Consider the following 17,786-nt stretch of genomic DNA (forward strand, 5'->3'; position numbering starts at 1 on the left):
TGCTGCGCCGTGCTGGGTAATGATCAGCGAGCGTTATGTATTTCTTTTCACAAGGCTGAGTTGCTTTAACCCGTCATTGAGGAGTTGTTATGAGCCAGATAATCGCAGTACTGAATTTTGAAGAGGGGTATGTCGACACGCCCTATCTCGACACGCTGGGCTTTCCCACAGTGGCCGGCGGCATCCGCATTGGACCCAAGGGGGCGTCTCTGAGTAATTACGTTTTCCGCGTGCCACGGCGCGTCGGTGATGTCTGGAAACAGTGCATTCTTGAAAACAAAATTCAGGAGATGCAGGGCAGGGAGCTGCTGCGTAATGCGCTGGCGAAGTGCAACGACGCCCGCACCGACGTGCTGCTGAGCATGGCTTATCAGCTGGGCGTTGATGGGGTCCTGCAGTTCAAAAATATGCTCAGCGCGATCGTCGCTGAACAGTTCAATGAAGCGGCTGACGCGATGATGAACAGCCTCTGGGCCCGTCAGACGCCTGGCCGTGCCCGTCGCCACGCAGAGATGATGCGCAGCGGAACCTATGCGGTTTACAGGGGGTTGTTATGAGATGGCTCATGTTTCTCGTCGCCGTGCTGACGGCAATCATCATTCTGCTGCTGCTGCAGCGCTTTACCACCCTGCAGTTTGTCTCTCATGCCCGCCTGCTCTTCAAAACCTGGTCTGTCTGGCTCGCGTCGCTGGGTTCCATGCTCAGCGCCTGGGCGCAGTCGTTTCCTTCTGCCGCCGTTGATGCCTGGAATGTGCTGCCGGAGGACGTTAAATCGATCCTGCCACACAACTACCTGGGGCTGGTGGGCGCGTTCATGGTGGCGATGGGGGTGATTGCTCAGTTTGTACGTCAGAAAAACCTGCTCAATGCGAAGGAGCAGGCTGAAGGAGCGAAGCCATGACTCTGATTACCACCTTACTGGGCGGCAGCTGGCACTGGCTGGCCGCACTCGCTGCTGTCATTGCGGCGCTGGGTGCCAGTTATTTCGGCGGCAAGAAAATCGGCAAAGTGCAGCAAAAAGCGCGTTCTGACGTCGATAACGCGCAACAGGAGGCGTCCCGCGTCAGCGCGGTGGCGCAACAGCAACAACATAACCGCGAGGAGGCTAACCGTGTGGCGACTGACAACCATAGCCTTGATGACGCTGCTGCTCGCGACAAGCTGCAGCAGTCGAAATACCACAAACCCTGAGCCGGTGGCGATCACTGACTCTGCCTGCGTACTTTTTTCCCCTCTTTATACCTACGGCGATGACGCGCAAAAAATGGACGTTCGTACGGTGCGCGCCATCAACACCCACAACGACATGTGGGACTCCCTTTGCGGCCATCCGGCTGCGGCTAAGTAGTGCGCTGATTTCAGCGCGATATCTCTATGATCCTGAGGAGGATTCTATGATCGAAGTTAACTCTTTTGCTGAACTGCGTACCACTGTTCCACCAAAATCAGGTGAAGTCGCGAGCCTTAAACGCTATTACGATAAGGACTCCAGCTTTCGTGGTGGCGCTGACTTTGTTGGTTTCCTCAGCACCACACCGCTGAAGGATGATGGCGGTACGGTGGCGGTGGGCAACGGTTTCTACTGGAAGCGCACTATCAACGATCCTGCCGAAGTGAATATCCTGCACTTTGGCGCGAAAGGGGATGGCGTTACCGATGATACTGATGCCTTCAGGCGAATGCTGACATGGACGCAGACTTACAACACCTATGCGAAAGCGATTCCAGTGCGTTTTCCGGGTGGCCGCTTCCTGATTTCCCCCATCGATCTCACCAATACGGAATTGCCATTTTTTGGTCTGATAGGGGATGACATTGAACAGGGATCGTCACCCCGTACCACCATTGTTTCTGACAAAAGCGCTAATCCGGTGTTTAAGGTCATGGCGCGCAAAATCGCCATCAAAGGCATCTGCTGGCACGGACAGGCTAACGCCGGGACTGTCGACACCACTCTCAAAGTTACCGTCACGCCTGAACAGTGCAGTAACGTTCAGCCGTTCTTCGAAAATACGATTGTCGGAGGCCAGATTGTCAACATCTTCTGCTTCAAGGCGCAAAGTACAGGGGGAACCGTCTTTAAGCTGCAGGATACGCTCGACAGTAAATTCGATCAGATCTACAGCTCCAGTACCTATTCACGCGTGTTTGATATCGGCTGGTCAAATACGCCGAAGGGGAACTGGGACCACTCAACCGCGATTGAGCTTTGTAATGCCAACTTCCAGTCGGGCTATGGTGATGCCACGCTCTATATGCCGCGCGTCACACAGGGGGTCATGCGTAACGTCTGGATTGAACACACGACGAACCCAGGGGATCTCTCTGACGGCGGCTGGAACATTGAAACGCTCAACATTGAAGATTGCGCCACGCCGCTCAATCTCAACAATGCCCGCGTGGTGATGCGTCATATTAACCTGCAGGCGGGGGCGAAAATCACCAATGATGTGGCCGGAAACAAATGGTTATCGACCTTTGAATATGGCTATCGTCGGGATGAGAACTACGGCACGTTCATGACCGGTTCGCTGCGTGCCGGCTATTACAGTGGCTATAAAGTAGTGAACAACACCGATACCGATAACTGGTATCGGCTGGGGCAGCTCTATTTCCCGGCGCCTAACCAGCAATGGGTAATGGAGCTGATCGGGAAAGCGGATGCCACCACGCCCTCCGGCACCGCCGGTTCACCGGTAAATATGCCGGCTACAGGTAAAACCCTGATCAACCTGCAGCGACTGGAGACGGTCTGGGCCGATGCTTACCACATGGGGCAGCCTTCCGTGCTGGACATTCGTTATGGCCGGGTAGGGACCACCTATGCCGTAATCTGGGTCAAGCTGAGAGCTAACAGCGGCGAGACCATGTTCAACCTGAAGACCACCGGTCCGACCCGCTTCGATACCGGTTCCTGTTCGCTGTTCCAGTCGGATATGACGGTGGTAGAGGACATCACCAAAATCAGCAACCTGAAACCCGCTGCACGTTTTGGTATGCACAACGGGCTGGCGGGCATCGGGGCCAACGAAAAAGGGGTGGTTACGCTGGCTACTGCTGCGGGTACGCCGACCAATAAGACCGCTCCGACCGGTTTCGTGCTGATCAATATCAACGGCGTGGACCGTAAGGTTCCTTACTACGATTGATGACTGGCATGTTTTGGGCGAGGCTCCGGCCTCGCCCTTTTTTGATCTGACATTATCTCCGCTTCTTTTTACGTCGCCAGAAAGGTCACAGTTGCACTGCGAAGCCAGACAGTCTCCCTGACACAGCCTTTCGCCTTCATCCTCGTCAGCGGGCTGATTGCGATTAATTTGAATTACGGCTTGCGTCACTTTAATAAGTGTGGCCTAATGAATCGTCGGTTTGATTAACAGACACTATCAAAGTAAGTAACCAAAGCAGTTCTCATCTCTAAGTTTGTCGCGAGACATCCCTTCTTTTTGAGTCTTCTCTTACGTTCTGATTAAAATCTGTTCTCAGGCCATTATGTATGCCGGAAGGCTCGATATATTAAGGATTTAAGCATGTCTAACAAAATTCGCGGTACCGTTAAATGGTTTAACGCAGAGAAAGGCTTCGGTTTCATCTCTCCTGCAGACGGCAGCAAAGATGTATTCGTACATTTCTCTGCAATCCAGGGCACCGATTTCCGTTCATTAGATGAAGGTCAGCAAGTTGAATTCACAGTAGAAAATGGCGCCAAAGGCCCAGCTGCTGCGAACGTTGTTGGTCTCTAAGGACTGAAAATTACTTTTAAATGTCCTCACTGTAGTGGCTCACAGTTTCGTACATCACATTTTGATGTTACAAGAGCCAACCCGCATGGAGCGAAATGCATTTTCTGCAAATCTGTCGTGGTTCAGGTGAACATGGCAAGGATTGCAATTCAGAGCCAGCTTCGCGCCCTCTGATTAAGGCTAGTGAGCTTTATAGCGTTGTTGCATTTACAGTAATAAAAGGCTGCCTCTGGCAGCCTTTTTTGTTTCTGCATTTTCTCCTTCTCAAACCTCACGCTTTTCCTCGTAATCTGCCTGTTTATCTGCACTTCCCCTGTTAAATTTTATACGCTTACCGCTTACCGCTTACCGCTTACCGCTTACCGCTTACCGCTTACCGCTTACCGCTTACCGCTTACCGCTTACCGCTTACCGCTTACCGCTTACCGCTTACCGCTTACCGCTTACCGCTTACCGCTCAACTGCCTTTAACCTATCCGCTCTTATCGTCACCATGCTTTAACCGGCCCGCCGAAGCAGGCCGTTGAGAGGGATTAACGCAGTACGGGTTGCAGTGAGAGCTTGCCGGTATTAAACACGCTCATCGCTTGTGCCATACGCTCTGCCTGATCCTGCAGTGCTTGTGAGGCGGCTGACGCTTCCTGTACCAGCGCGGCGTTCTGCTGCGTCACCGCTTCCATCTGGGTAATCGCCTGATTGATTTCATTAATGCCGCTGCTCTGCTCGCTGCTGGCAATAGTGATTTCGCTCATGATGTTTGCCACGCTCTGCACGCTGTTCACTACTTCACCGATAGTTGAACCGGCGTGCGTCACCAGCTTGCTGCCTTCATCGACTTTAGCGACGGAATCTTCAATCAGTACCTTAATCTCTTTGGCCGCTGAGGCTGAACGCTGCGCCAGATTACGCACTTCACTCGCCACGACCGCAAAGCCACGACCCTGTTCACCCGCACGTGCCGCTTCAACCGCGGCATTCAGGGAGAGAATATTGGTCTGGAAGGCGATGGAGTCGATAACGCTGATTATATCGACAATTTTTCGTGAGGAGAGGGCGATCGCTTCCATCTTCTCAATGACCTGCTCCATCACCACGCCACCTTCACGCGCCACGCTGGAAGTGGTGGAAACCAGGTGATTGGCTTCACGCGCGTTGTCGGCATTGTGTTTCACGGTCGATGTCATCTGCTCCATAGCAGAGGCGGTCTCTTCCAGCGAACTGGCCTGCTGTTCGGTGCGGGTAGAAAGATCAAGGTTCCCGCTGGAGATCTGGTTAGAGGCCACAGCAATAGTGTCGGAGCCGGTACGCACTTCAGTCACAATCGACAGCAGATTATCGTTCATTCGTTGCAGCGCCTGCATCAGGACGCCGGTTTCATCGCGTGAGGTCACCTGCATCTGTGAACTCAGATCGCCTGCGGCAACGCGTTCAGCAACGTCAACCGCTGCAACCAGCGGACGCACAATAGAACGGGTCAGGAAGTAGCCCAGCAGAATAGACGCCAGAATCGCCAGCGCGGAGAAAATCAGCGTAATGGAGATAGCCGACTGACCATTTTCCACAATACCCTGACCTTCACTGCGCAGCTGTGCGTCCTGAGAGTTGGCAAAATCCACGGCATCCTGAAGGAATTTGTTCTGGGTGGCGGTCATCGATTTCAGGACATAGGTGCTGGCAGCCTCAAAATCACCCGCTTTCACCAGGGTGATCAGCTCTGCTTTAACCTTCTCAAAAGCCTGGGAAGAGGCCAGCAGACCGGCGATCTTTTTCTTGCCGACCGGCGTGACCTGAATATCTTCGATCTTTTTCATCGCACTGTTGGTGCGCTGCGTGGCTTCATCCAGCTGACCATAACGCTTCACATTCATTTCCGGACGTGTCGTGTCGATCACCATGCCGCGCAGGTATTTGATCTGATCGTTGACGCCATCGCGCACATCAAATGCCAGTCGTACTTTCACATAACGATCGTCAACGATCGAGGCGATCGCCGTATTAATGCTGTTAATCCTGGTTATGGATGTCACGCCAATCACTATCAGTAACGTCACAATAATACCGAAGGCTGCTGCGAGCCGCATTCCCACCTTCATATTCTTGATACTGAACATGTTCTCTTCCCCGTTTTATTATTAATCAATTTATTAGCAACACTCAGGTTTCCTGCTGTTGTGCGCAGTGCCTTGCTGATGTCTGTGGTCACAGCCGCAGGCAAAAAGGTGAGCTCGCGCATACTGTTATCGGAGCGCGATGTTGTAGCTTTAATAATTTTTAAGTAATAACGCCGGGTGAATAAATAGTCAGTAAAAAACATCAGAAAGGGTTAAGTAATAACCAGAGGAAATTCAGACAAAAAAAGGGCTGTCAGCAGTGATGCTGACAGCCCGATCCAGACAAGGATGAATGGATTCAGAAAACTAAGAAGTAGAGGCCTGTCCAGAACGCGACGCTTAACGTGACGGCGCTAATCCAGGCCAGCTGGCGTAAACGGCCACGCAGCAACTTTTGATGGGAAGGCGAAGCAGGTGCAGGCGTAACGGGTACAGTTTCAATGTGCATAGTCGGTTCCTGGTCAGGTCAGCCATTCCGCTGGCTAAAATGTAAAAGCGTGCCGGGGCATTCCTGGCGGCCCGCATTCGCTTAGCGGGCAGTATCCAGAACGTTGAAAATCACGTCTGACAGCTCATTCAACTCAAACTTCGCTACATAGCCGTCGGCACCCACTTTGCGCACGTGATCTTCGTTGGCGCTGCCAGAGAGTGAAGAGTGAATAACGACCGGCAGAGCCTTGAGGATCGGGTCACGCTTGATGTTGCGGGTCAGCGTAAAACCATCCATCTCTGGCATTTCCAGATCGGTCAGCACCAGGGCGATTTTGTCGTGAATCGATTCGCCGGCAGCCTGCGCTTCCTGGCTCATCAATTTAATTTTTTCCCATGCATCGAGACCGGTGTTAAACATCAGCGCCGGAATGCCCATACTCTTCAGGCCCTGCTCCAGCAGCTGACGCGCGACTTTGGAATCTTCTGCCACAATCGCCACTGCACCTGGGCGGTAGTTGAAGGCACGCGGTCTGGCCGCTTCCGGTTCGACGCCGCGCACTGATGGGATGATGTCATACAGGATTTGCTCAACGTCCAGCACCATCGCCAGCTCGTTGCTCTGCTTGTCACTGTCCAGGCAGGCGATGCTGGTAATGTTGCGGCCGCCGATACCGGCTTCGGCGGTATGCACCTGGCTCCAGTCGAGACGCACAATGTTCTCAACTGACTCCACGGCAAACGCCTGAGTGTTACGGGCATACTCGGTGACCAGCAGCAGGTTAAGACCGGTTTCCGGCACACAACCCGCCACGGCAGGCAGGTCGATGACCGGAATGAACTGGCCACGAATACTTGCCATACCCAGCAGCGGCGAACGCATGCCTGCGGCTTTGGTGATAGTGGGCATCGGCACAATTTCACGCAGCTTGAAGACGTTAATGCCAAACAGTTCAGACTTGCCTTTCAGCTGATCGGAACCTAAGCGAAACAGCAGCAGCTCAAACTTGTTCGATAACGCGAGGTTCGCTCTTTCATCGATCTCTTTCTGAAAATTATCCATGGTTGCCTCTGCATTAACGCAGCTGGTGAAATAGGGTGTGAACAGGTTATCGGCAGCAATCGAAAAAAGGTGAGAAGAGAAGGGTGAAATAAAACGGACGCCAATTAATGTGCCAGGATTAACCCTGAAGGTTCAACATGGACACCTTTCCAATAAAGGAGTGTGAAATGAAAAAAGTAATTTTGGCGTCGTTGCTGGTGATGATGAGTGCGGGTGTTTCGGCCGAAGAGGGTGGATACAAAGCAGGCGATACGCCGCCGCCGCAACACAAGCAGGATGCCGGCTATAAAGGTTCAGAAGATACCGGTCAGACGCACATTGATCAGATCCGCGATTTCCGTCAGGGCGGATATGTGACGCTGGAAGGTTACATCGTGAAGAAAGAGCAGGGCGAACGGTATCAGTTCCGTGACAACACCGGTACCTTACCGATTATCGCGCCGAAGAAGACCTTTGGTGGTAAAACCTACACCGCAGAAGACAAAGTACGCGTCAGTGGCAAGGTACAGGGTAAAGGGGATAAAACCACGCTGCATGTGACCCAAATCGAAGAGCCGTAACAAACCGGGCGAGGTAATTTCCTCGCCCGTTTTATTTAGTCCTTCAGCAGAATCGCCCGGCAGGTTTTGCCTTTGATTTTGCCCTGCTTGAGTTTCACCAGCGCATTTTTGGCCTGATTCGCTTCAATCGCCACGTAGGCGTGGGTCGGCGTCAGGACAATTTTGCCGATCTGCTCCGCGCGATAACCCGCTTCACCCGTCAGCGCGCCCAGAATATCTCCCGGACGTATCTTAGCTTTACGGCCACCATCAATGCACAAGGTCATCATAGCTGCAGGCAGCGGCTTGCTGCTGCCCTTTTTCAGCGTGCTGGCAGAGACCCACGGCAGCTTCTGCTGCAGGAAATCTTCCAGCGCATGCGCGCGAGCCATCTCATCGGCAGCAACCAGGCTGACCGCGACGCCATGTTCGCCCGCACGTGCCGTACGACCAATGCGGTGCAGGTGAATTTCAGGGTCCCAGGCGAGCTGATAGTTAACCACCATCGCCAGCGATTTGATGTCGAGTCCGCGTGCAGCGACATCGGTGGCGACCAGCACGCGACCACTACCGTTAGCGAAGCGGATCAGCACGCGTTCGCGATCGCGCTGCTCCAGATCGCCATGCAAGGGCAGGGCGCTGATATCACGCGCGTTAAGCGCCGCGGCGACATCATCACATTCACGTTTGGTGTTGCAGAAGACCACACAGGATGAGGGCTGGCGATCGCTGAGCAGGGCTATCAGCAGACCCAGTTTTTCATTGTGGCTGGCTTCGAAAAACTGCTGATCGATTGAAGGCAGTTCGCTGACATCTTCTGTCACCACGCTCAGCGCATCACGCTGAAAGCGGGTGCTGATAGCCGTAATGCCGTCTGGCCAGGTGGCGGAAAAGAGCAGCGTCTGGCGCGAGGCGGGTGTCGCCTCAATGATCGTTTCCATATCATTCAGGAAACCCATCTCCAGCATCCGATCGGCTTCATCCAGTACCAGCGTACTGAGCTGGTCCAGCTTGAGGTTTTCGCGGTTGATGTGGTCGAGGATACGACCCGGCGTGCCGACCACGATATGGGGTGGATGCACCAGCGAATCACGCTGTGCGCTCATCGGCTGTCCGCCACACAGAGTGAGAACTTTGATGTTGCGGGTGAAGCGCGCCAGCTGGCGCAGCACATTGCCTACCTGATCCGCCAGTTCACGGGTCGGACAGAGAATCAGTGCCTGGGTCTGAAAGCGGGCGCTGTCGATATGGTGCAGTAAACCAATACCAAAGGCAGCCGTTTTACCGCTGCCGGTTTTCGCCTGCGCGCGCACGTCGCGTCCCTGCAGAATGGCGGGCAGCGTGGCGGCCTGCACGGGCGTCATGCTGGTGTAGCCCATCTCGCGCAGGTTTTCGAGCTGGCTGTCGGGAAGCGAATTGAGGGTAGAAAAAGCGGTCACGGGCGCGGCCTCTGAGGCTGAAAGTGTAGGGCATTATTGCGGGGCAAGTCTGGCAGAAAGCACGCCTGACAGCAACGGGAACCTCGATGGTTAGCAGTATGAAACTATATCTGTCAGAGGGCTTAGGAATAGACTGAAGTTTACGGGAAAAAGGTGGTTTATTTTTATAGATTAACTCCGACTCCATGTGATTGTTCCAGGGTGACGATCTTTTGAGGCCAGTGATTATTTGATAAGTAGCCGTTTTTTAATATTTATTTCATTGTTAATCAGATAAATCCTTAACTACTACTCCAGTAATAGAATTAATCATTAAAAAATATCACCACTGGTGCCGATAAAAATCCTGAGCTAATTGCTTTATATTTAGCGCGCCATATTCCTGGTACAACGACCGGTAGAGGGTATTTGCATTGAGTAATCGCATCCAGGGACCACATGAAAATGTGCTTAAAATAGTAGGCCGCGCCGTACTGACACTGCATGTTCATGGAGAGAGCTTATCGGCTGATAAGATCGCTTCGATGATTGCGTGTTATGCGGAAGATGAGCCCTGTGATCAGGAAGATCGTCGCTTATACGCGCTGGCAATGGAACTAATGTCGAATGATAAATGGGCCAAAAGCGCGTAACCCGCACTCCGCTCAGGTAAATGCAGAGCCTCCCTTGTGGAGGCTCTGTTGTTTTTGGGGGGCGTATCAGGGGACAGGTTTGGGCAGTAAGGTCGCTTCTGGCAAATCCTGAGCAGGTATGCGTTAGCCGCAGAGCAGGCTTGAGGGAGCATACGCCCTCCGCAAAGACGCAAAACCGCCATCCCTGGCAGGCTCAGCGCGGGCGATTACGCACCTCGTCCCTGAGGTGCGCCCGTAGCCGGGCCAACGCTTTGCGTTGTTCAAAAACGCTCCCGGCGTTTTTAGTACGCACCTCATCCCTGAGGTGCGCCCGTAGCCGGGCCAACGCGTTGCGTTGTTCAAAAACGCTCCCGGCGTTTTTGTCCGCAGTCCTGCTGTTTCAGGCCGGGGCCAGCGCAAACACCGGTTTACCGCGCGAGAACGTCGCGACGACCGGCGAAATCCGTGCCACGGCTTCGGCGGAACAGCTCGCCGCTACCAGCATCATGCTCGCTTCATCGCCCGGTGCAGGCCACTGGCGTTCACCCTGGGCTGTCAGCGGCAGCCGATCGTCTGTGGCGATCGCCAGCGCCCGCGACAGCGAGAACTCATCCGATCCCCGATAGAGCTGCGCATAGAGGTTCGCTTTTTCCAGCATGCTGCCGGTGCCAAACGGTGACCAGTGATCGATAACGCTGTCGGTACCGGTCATCACCTTCACGCCCGCTGCCTGTAATTGCGGAATCGGCATGGTCAGCTTGCCGATCGGCAGCGTAGAGGCGACGCTGAACTGCTGCTCCGCCAGCCCTGCGATCATCTTATCCAGCGTACTGCCGGACAGGGTCGCCAGTGCAAAACCGTGGCTCAGCGTCACTTTGCCCTTCAGCGCCGGATTCTTTGCCACGGTGTCAATCATGTACTGAATCGCCGCCACGCCAGCAGGTGAGGTTTCATGCAGATGTATATCCACGCCGCGCTGGTAGTCGAGCGCAATCTGGAACATCGCATCCAGTGACTTCTCCATGGCACCATCGACATTGGTGGGGTCCAGGCTGCCGACATACTCAACGCCGTGCTGCATCGCCTCGCGCATCAGCCCATCGACCTGCGAGTGCAGCAGGCCATGCTGTGGAAAGGCAACAATCTCGCAGGGAAAGGCGGGGTGACGGGCTAATGCCGCCTGCAGATGCTCCAGACTTTGCAGGCCGCTGACCGGATCGATATTGCAATGGCTGCGGGCGCGGGTGGTGCCTTTGGCGTGCAGCAGGGCGATTAACCCTTCGGCGCGCGCCTGAGAGTGCGGCAGCAGTTGCGGAATCAGCACCTGTTCACGCGCAATCATGTCCATGATGGTTTTGCCCTGACGGGGACGCGGAGCCTGCCACGGGCCGCCGTAGAAGGTTTTATCAAGGTGGATATGCATATCCTGGGTGGCGGGCAGCAGCAGGGCATCCTGTGCATCCCACGACGGCAGGGTGCTGTCACCCTGGCCGGCGGGTGTCAGCTGGTCAATTTTACCGTCGCGCACGCTGATGTCGTAACGCCCGGTCCGGGTCGCAACGATCTCATCATCCTCACGGATAAAGCCCTCCTCCAGCCGCACATTGCGCAGCAGATAGTGATCCTGCCGGGGCAGGGCGGCGGGCTGGTCGGGATTGGTGGAGGACAAAGGTGATGGCGTGGCGGCACTCGGCTGGCCGAGACCGGCGGCCAGCAAGCCGCCTGCGGCGGTCCAGCGGACGATCTGGCCAAGGAAATCACGGCGGCTCGGCGAAGAGGAAATAGGCATCAGAGGCTCCTGCAAAGTGAACAAGGTCTTAATCTGACAAACGACGCTCCACCCTGCTGCGTTATTTTCCACTGACGACTATTCGATATCTCACTGCCAGCGCAGCTGGCTGAAGGTGGCCAGAGATTGCGCCAGCTCGCGCTGCAGCGGATCCTGCGGATCACGACAGAACAGCGCCAGTTCGAAGGTATCAATCACCGGCAGACCCTGTTCCGGGCCCAGTACCCGATGTTGCGGCAGGCGACAGCTGGCAGGCAGTAACGTCAGCCCCAGACCCTGCGCACTGGCGGCGGCCAGCGCGACAAGGCTGGCGCTGCTGTAACTAATGCGCCAGCTACGGCCCAGTGCATCGAGCGTCTGACATACCTCATCGCGATAGAGCCCCTGCTGGGGAAACAGCACCAGCGGTACCGGCGTCTGCTCAAAGCAGGGCCACTCTGCGCTATCGAGCCACAGCAGGGGTTCAGGACGCGATGCCAGCGGACGCTCGCCGTAGGGCTGCTTAATCAGCATGATGTCGAGCTCTTCACGCTGCCAGGCGCGCCGCAGCTCCACCTGCATGCCGCTCATCACGTCCAGCCGAAGTTGCGGATGGTCGCGACTGAAGTGTGCCAGCAGACCGGCCGTGGGCGCGGCGAAATCTTCCGGCACGCCAAGACGCAGCACGCCGTCGCGCCACTGGTCACTCAGCACATCGTGCGCTTCCCCATTCAGGGCGATAATCCGCCGGGCGTAGCCTAAGAGTTTCTCGCCCTCTTCGGTGATCTGCACCTGATGCGAGGAGCGGTTCAGCAGCTCTTTGCCGACCATCTCCTCCAGCCGCCGCACCTGCTGGCTGACGGTGGACTGCGACAGGTGCACCCGGTCGGCGGCGCGGGTAAAGCTGGCGGTTTCGCACACCGCGACAAAGCTGAGCAGCTGCTGCGGAGTAAACATCGGCTGACGATTCATATTTCCACTACCAGGCAGAGTAATATTTCATTTCCAGATAGTAACGACTGCTGCCAGGCTGGCAACTTTTAACTGTGTGGATCTCAGATGAAGAGAGAGAACAACCTGCTGCTGGCGGCGCTGGTGCTGGCCGGGCTCAATATGCGACCGCTGATGACCTCGGTCAGTCCGTTACTCGGCGAGCTGCGGCAGAGCATCGGTCTGTCGCCGCTGGCGGCCTCGCTGTTGCCTGCGGTGCCGATGATGATGATGGGTGCCATCGCGTTAGTCAGCGCCCCGCTGATGCAGCGCTTTGCGGTACGTAAACTGCTGCTGGGTGGCCTGTTACTGCTGTTGCTGGCGCTGGTGAGTCGGCTGTTTGTGGCTGATGGAGGCTGGCTGGTGCTGAGTACTGTGCCGGGAGGGGCGGGCATTGGCATTGTGCAGATGGCGATGCCGGGATTGATCCGTCAGCGCTTTGGCAGCCGCAGTGCCGGCGTGACCGGACTGTGGGCAGCGGCGCTGATGGGCGGCGGTGGGATTGGCGCGGCGATCTCGCCGTGGCTGAATGGGCAGCTTGGCTGGCAGGGCGCACTGAGCAGCTGGGCGCTGCCGGCGGTGCTGGCCATCCTGCTCTGGCTGTTTATCACCACCCCACGTGCAGCCCGGACGGAGGCCGCCGCTCTGCCTTCGCTGTGGCGGAAAACCCGCGCCTGGACGCTGGCGTTGAGCTTTGGTCTGGTGAACGGCGGATATGCCATCTGTGTCGCCTGGCTGCCCGATTTTTATCATCAACTCGGCTGGAGCGCGCAGGCGGGCGGTTCACTGCTTGGCATGATGATCGGCTGTCAGGTCACGGGTGCGCTGCTGCTGCCCTTGCTGGCGCGGGGCCGCGATCGCCGTCCGCTGCTGCTGCTGACACTGGCGATGCAGTTCAGCGGCATGCTCGGTTTCCTGTTTGCGCCACAACTGGCGCCGTGGCTCTGGGCGGGGATTGCGGGCTTCGGGCTGGGCGGGGCATTTCCGCTGGCGCTGGTGCTGGCGCTGGATCATCTGGAGCAGCCGCAGGCTGGCGCGCGGCTGGTGGCTTTTATGCAGGGCGTCGGCTTTATTATCGCGGGCAGCATGCCGTTTATCGCCGGGCAGTTGCATGCGCTCACCGGTCACTTCACCAGCGTCTGGTTATTGCAGGCGGCGGTCACGCTGCTGTTAATCGTGCTAAATCTGCGTTTCCATCCGCGCAGCTATCAGCACGCCTTTCCGGAGGTGAATCGCTGATTTTGGTCCGACCAATCCCGGCAATATTTTTCTCTGGTTCACACTCCGGGAAAATTCGCGCATCTTCTGTTGCCATAGGTTAACAATGCGTTAACTATCTGTTGCCATAAGCCCCGACATAACGGTTTGGTCTGACCAATCCGGGGCAGATGGCACCAGCGTTGCGGCTGCGTGCCACGTCACCTTTTCCTCTGGAGATACTGGCATGCAGATCTGGCAACAAAACTACGATCCGCTGGGTAATATCTGGCTTTCAAGCCTGATCGCACTGATCCCGATTCTCTTTTTCTTCTTTGCGCTGATTAAGCTGAAGATGAAAGGCTACCTGGCGGCCACCACCACCGTGGTGCTGGCACTGCTGGTGGCGCTGTTTCTCTATCAGATGCCGGTTGCACAGGCGCTGGCCGCTGTGGTGTATGGCTTTCTCTATGGCTTGTGGCCGATTGCCTGGATTATTGTCGCCGCGGTGTTCGTCTACAAGATCTCAGTCAAAACCGGCCAGTTCGACATTATCCGCGCCTCTATCCTGTCGATTACTCCCGATCAGCGTCTGCAGATGCTGATTGTTGGCTTCTCGTTCGGGGCGTTTCTGGAGGGGGCTGCGGGCTTTGGTGCGCCGGTGGCGATTACCGCCGCGCTGCTGGTGGGACTCGGCTTTAATCCGCTCTACGCCGCCGGGCTCTGCCTGATTGTGAACACCGCGCCAGTGGCCTTTGGCGCGATGGGCATCCCGATTATTGTGGCGGGGCAGGTGACCGGGCTGGACAGTTTTGCCATCGGCCAGATGGCCGGACGTCAGCTGCCGCTGCTCACCCTGATTGTGCTGTTCTGGATTATGGCGATCATGGATGGCTGGCGCGGAGTGAAAGAGACCTGGCCGGCGGTGGTGGTGGCAGGTGGATCGTTTGCCATTGCCCAGTTCCTCAGCTCCAACTTCCTGGGTCCGGAGCTGCCCGATATTATCTCGTCGCTCGCCTCGCTGATTTCGCTGACGCTGTTCCTGCGGGTCTGGAAACCGGTGCGCATCTTCCGCTTTGCCGATGCAGAGGCGAAACAGGGCGATCCGCTGCTGCCACCGCAGAAGTATCGGCTGGGGCAGGTGATCCGCGCCTGGATGCCGTTCCTGTTTCTCACCGCCACCGTCACGCTCTGGAGTATCCCGCCGTTTAAAGCGCTGTTCGCCAAAGGCGGTGCGCTCTATGAGTGGGTGCTGGCTATGCCGGTGCCGATGCTGAATGAGCTGGTGGCGCGGATGCCGCCCGTGGTCGGCACTGCAACTCCTTATCCGGCCATCTTTAAGCTGGATCTGGTTTCCGCCACCGGCACCGCTATTTTAATTGCGGCGATCATGGCGATGATTTTCCTGCGCATGAAGCCAAAGGCAGCATTGCAGACTTTTGGTGAAACGCTGAAAGAGCTGGCGCTACCGATCTACTCCATCAGGATGGTGCTGGCCTTTGCCTTTATCTCGAATTACTCCGGGCTGTCTGCGACGCTGGCACTGGCGCTGGCGCACACCGGCCACGCTTTTACCTTCTTCTCACCGTTCCTGGGCTGGCTGGGCGTCTTCCTGACCGGATCAGACACCTCATCGAATGCGCTGTTTGCCGCTTTACAGGCCACGACCGCGCAGCAGATTGGCGTCTCCGATATTCTGCTTGTGGCGGCCAACACCACCGGTGGCGTGACCGGTAAGATGATCTCGCCGCAGTCGATCGCCATCGCCTGTGCGGCGGTCGGGCTGGTGGGCAAAGAGTCTGATCTGTTCCGGTTTACCGTTAAACACAGCCTGATTTTCACCTGTATGGTCGGTGTGATAACCACGCTTCAGGCCTACGTCTTCCCCTGGATGATCCCATGAGCAGTAATGCCGATCCGCTGGTGATGCGCCTGCGGGCCTATATCACCGAACATCAGCTCGAGTCGGGCATGCGCCTGCCCGCCGAGCGGCAGCTCTCTGCGGAGCTTGGCGTCTCCCGCTCCTCGCTGCGTGAAGCGATACAGCAGTTGATCAGCAACGGCATGCTGATTAGCCGACGCGGCGGCGGCACCTGGATCCGGCAGCAGCTGGCGCCCTGGTCGGAACAGCGCATCGTCGAGCCAATTCGCCAGCTGCTGCGCGACGATCCCGACTACCGCTACGACATTCTGGAAGCGCGCCATGCCATCGAGGCCAGCACCGCCTGGCACGCTGCACTGCGCGCCACCGACGCCGACAAAGAGAAGCTGCAGTACGCTTTCGACGCCACCCTGAAGCTGAAAGAGAGTGACGATCCCGATCTCGCCGCCCAGGCGGATGTACGCTTCCATCTGGCGATTGCCGAGGCGTCGCACAACGTGGTGCTGCTGCAGACCATGCGTGGGTTTTTTGAGCTGCTGCAATCGTCGGTGATGCAGAGCCGTCAGCGCATGTATACCCAGCCCGCGATTTTCGCCCGCCTGACTGAACAGCATCAGGCGCTGCTTGATGCGATCCTCACGGGCGATGCCGAAGCTGCGCGCCAGGCGGCGATGCAGCATCTGGGATTCGTGCACACCACCATGAAAAGCCTGCATGAAGATGAAGCGCGTCAGGCGCGCATCACCCGCTTACCGGATAACGACACACGCAACCCAAAGGAATCTGACTGATGATTATCTCCGCTGCCAGTGACTATCGCGCGGCCGCGCAACGTATCCTGCCGCCGTTCCTGTTTCACTATCTTGATGGCGGTGCCTATGCCGAGCACACCCTGCGTCGTAACGTCGAGGATCTCTCGGATGTGGCGCTGCGCCAGCGCATTCTGAAAAACATGTCGGAACTGAGTCTTGAAACCAAACTGTTCAATGAAACCCTGTCGATGCCGGTTGCGCTGGCACCGGTCGGCCTGTGCGGCATGTATGCCCGCCGGGGTGAAGTGCAGGCGGCGCGCGCGGCAGACCTGAAAGGCATTCCGTTTACCCTGTCGACGGTCTCGGTCTGCCCGATTGAAGAGGTGGCCCCGCAGATTAAGCGTCCCATGTGGTTCCAGCTCTATGTGCTGCGTGACCGCGGCTTTATGCGCAATGCGCTGGAGCGCGCCAAAGCCGCCGGTTGCTCTACGCTGGTGTTTACCGTGGATATGCCCACGCCGGGCGCGCGCTATCGCGATGCGCACTCCGGGATGAGCGGCAATCACGCGGCGCTGCGTCGTTACTGGCAGGCGGTCACCCATCCACAGTGGGCGCTGGATGTGGGTCTGCAGGGGCGTCCCCACGATCTGGGGAATATCTCCACTTATCTGGGCAAGCCTACCGGGCTGGAAGATTACATCGGCTGGCTGGCGAACAACTTCGATCCCTCTATCTCGTGGCGCGATCTGGAGTGGATCCGCGAGTTCTGGGATGGACCGATGGTGATCAAGGGCATTCTCGATCCGGAAGATGCGCGTGATGCGGTGCGCTTTGGCGCCGATGGCATCGTGGTCTCTAATCACGGCGGACGCCAGCTGGATGGTGTGCTCTCCTCGGCGCGTGCGTTGCCAGCCATTGCCGATGCGGTAAAAGGTGACATCGCGATTCTGGCGGACAGTGGCATTCGCAACGGGCTGGATGTGGTGCGGATGATTGCGCTGGGCGCAGACAGCGTGCTGCTGGGACGGGCATTTATCTATGCGCTGGCAACCCACGGTCAGCGCGGCGTAGAAAACCTGCTGACGCTGATTGAAAAAGAGATGCGCGTTGCCATGACCCTGACCGGCGCGAAGTCGATCGGTGAAATCACCCGCGATTCGCTGGTGCAGGCGGAAGCGTTACTGGCACCGCAGAGCACACCGCCACGTCCCCGCGCGGTGAGTTGAGCCTGCGAAAATGAATGTATTGTCTATACTTAGCTT

The 17,786-nt window shown here is 56.7% G+C and carries 18 protein-coding genes; 12 read left to right on the top strand and 6 right to left on the bottom strand.

The features are described from left to right. Positions 1 to 89: 89 nt before the first annotated feature. The 7 genes from FOV68_RS05785 (at position 90) to FOV68_RS24300 (ending at position 3,917) form a co-directional block, all read left to right on the top strand. Positions 90 to 557, top strand: coding sequence for a glycoside hydrolase family protein (locus tag FOV68_RS05785; protein WP_031590368.1), 468 nt, complete (start codon positions 90 to 92; stop codon positions 555 to 557). Next, positions 554 to 901, top strand: coding sequence for a hypothetical protein (locus FOV68_RS05790; RefSeq protein WP_031590367.1), 348 nt, complete (start codon positions 554 to 556; stop codon positions 899 to 901). Before FOV68_RS05785 ends, FOV68_RS05790 begins: the two co-directional genes overlap by 4 nt. Then, positions 898 to 1,191: a hypothetical protein gene (locus FOV68_RS05795; protein WP_031590366.1), complete on the top strand. Its 294-nt coding sequence runs from the start codon at positions 898 to 900 to the stop codon at positions 1,189 to 1,191. The genes FOV68_RS05790 and FOV68_RS05795 overlap by 4 nt, the downstream gene beginning before the upstream one ends. Before the next feature lie 4 nt (positions 1,192 to 1,195). After that, on the top strand, positions 1,196 to 1,348 hold the full coding sequence (locus tag FOV68_RS23985) for a hypothetical protein (RefSeq protein ID WP_186289721.1): 153 nt from the start codon (positions 1,196 to 1,198) through the stop codon (positions 1,346 to 1,348). A gap of 46 nt (positions 1,349 to 1,394) precedes the next feature. Further along, positions 1,395 to 3,149 (top strand): glycosyl hydrolase family 28-related protein, encoded by a 1,755-nt coding sequence (locus FOV68_RS05800; RefSeq protein ID WP_031590365.1) that lies wholly within the window; start codon positions 1,395 to 1,397, stop codon positions 3,147 to 3,149. 381 nt (positions 3,150 to 3,530) lie between these two features. Beyond that, positions 3,531 to 3,743 carry an RNA chaperone/antiterminator CspA gene (cspA, locus tag FOV68_RS05805; RefSeq protein ID WP_003854408.1) on the top strand — a complete coding sequence of 71 codons (213 nt, stop codon included), beginning with the start codon at positions 3,531 to 3,533 and terminating at the stop codon, positions 3,741 to 3,743. A 3-nt stretch (positions 3,744 to 3,746) separates the two neighbouring features. Next, a complete protein-coding gene (locus tag FOV68_RS24300; RefSeq protein ID WP_109654107.1) occupies positions 3,747 to 3,917 on the top strand; it encodes a cold-shock protein in 171 nt (56 codons plus the stop codon). 359 nt (positions 3,918 to 4,276) lie between these two features. Here the strand turns inward: FOV68_RS24300 and FOV68_RS05820 are convergent, their stop codons facing one another. The 3 genes from FOV68_RS05820 to FOV68_RS05825 all read right to left on the bottom strand — a co-directional run bounded on the left by FOV68_RS05820 (position 4,277) and on the right by FOV68_RS05825 (position 7,346). After that, positions 4,277 to 5,854: a methyl-accepting chemotaxis protein gene (locus FOV68_RS05820; protein WP_031590364.1), complete on the bottom strand. Its 1,578-nt coding sequence runs from the start codon at positions 5,852 to 5,854 to the stop codon at positions 4,277 to 4,279. 298 nt (positions 5,855 to 6,152) lie between these two features. After that, on the bottom strand, positions 6,153 to 6,302 hold the full coding sequence (locus FOV68_RS23990; protein WP_167861870.1) for a hypothetical protein: 150 nt from the start codon (positions 6,300 to 6,302) through the stop codon (positions 6,153 to 6,155). Positions 6,303 to 6,383: 81 nt separating this feature from the next. Continuing rightward, the gene (locus FOV68_RS05825; protein ID WP_010255217.1) at positions 6,384 to 7,346 is read right to left on the bottom strand and encodes a chemotaxis protein; all 963 of its coding nucleotides are present in this window, start codon (positions 7,344 to 7,346) and stop codon (positions 6,384 to 6,386) included. A gap of 167 nt (positions 7,347 to 7,513) precedes the next feature. On the opposite strand from FOV68_RS05825, the gene FOV68_RS05830 reads away from it, so the two are divergent. Further along, on the top strand, positions 7,514 to 7,906 hold the full coding sequence (locus tag FOV68_RS05830; RefSeq protein WP_031590363.1) for a YgiW/YdeI family stress tolerance OB fold protein: 393 nt from the start codon (positions 7,514 to 7,516) through the stop codon (positions 7,904 to 7,906). A 35-nt stretch (positions 7,907 to 7,941) separates the two neighbouring features. Here FOV68_RS05830 and dbpA read toward each other — a convergent pair whose 3' ends face one another. The 3 genes from dbpA to FOV68_RS05850 form a co-directional block, all read right to left on the bottom strand. Beyond that, a complete protein-coding gene (gene dbpA / locus FOV68_RS05835) occupies positions 7,942 to 9,324 on the bottom strand; it encodes an ATP-dependent RNA helicase DbpA (protein ID WP_010255222.1) in 1,383 nt (460 codons plus the stop codon). A gap of 1,011 nt (positions 9,325 to 10,335) precedes the next feature. Next, positions 10,336 to 11,724, bottom strand: coding sequence for an amidohydrolase (locus FOV68_RS05845; RefSeq protein ID WP_143990485.1), 1,389 nt, complete (start codon positions 11,722 to 11,724; stop codon positions 10,336 to 10,338). Between the two features lie 90 nt (positions 11,725 to 11,814). Further along, positions 11,815 to 12,675, bottom strand: coding sequence for a LysR family transcriptional regulator (locus FOV68_RS05850; RefSeq protein WP_031590361.1), 861 nt, complete (start codon positions 12,673 to 12,675; stop codon positions 11,815 to 11,817). 87 nt (positions 12,676 to 12,762) lie between these two features. Here FOV68_RS05850 and FOV68_RS05855 point away from each other — a divergent pair, with 87 nt between their 5' ends. The 4 genes from FOV68_RS05855 to lldD all read left to right on the top strand — a co-directional run bounded on the left by FOV68_RS05855 (position 12,763) and on the right by lldD (position 17,750). After that, positions 12,763 to 13,932, top strand: a complete 1,170-nt coding sequence (locus tag FOV68_RS05855) for a cyanate transporter (RefSeq protein ID WP_143990486.1) — start codon at positions 12,763 to 12,765, stop codon at positions 13,930 to 13,932. A gap of 205 nt (positions 13,933 to 14,137) precedes the next feature. Further along, a complete protein-coding gene (lldP, locus tag FOV68_RS05860) occupies positions 14,138 to 15,793 on the top strand; it encodes an L-lactate permease (protein ID WP_143990487.1) in 1,656 nt (551 codons plus the stop codon). Then, positions 15,790 to 16,563, top strand: a complete 774-nt coding sequence (gene lldR, locus FOV68_RS05865; RefSeq protein WP_031590358.1) for a transcriptional regulator LldR — start codon at positions 15,790 to 15,792, stop codon at positions 16,561 to 16,563. The genes lldP and lldR overlap by 4 nt, the downstream gene beginning before the upstream one ends. Next, positions 16,563 to 17,750 carry an FMN-dependent L-lactate dehydrogenase LldD gene (gene lldD, locus FOV68_RS05870; RefSeq protein WP_022625165.1) on the top strand — a complete coding sequence of 396 codons (1,188 nt, stop codon included), beginning with the start codon at positions 16,563 to 16,565 and terminating at the stop codon, positions 17,748 to 17,750. Before lldR ends, lldD begins: the two co-directional genes overlap by 1 nt. The last annotated feature ends 36 nt before the right edge of the window (positions 17,751 to 17,786 follow it).

The organism is Pantoea sp. paga, assembly GCF_007558755.1.
GTDB lineage: Bacteria > Pseudomonadota > Gammaproteobacteria > Enterobacterales > Enterobacteriaceae > Pantoea > Pantoea agglomerans.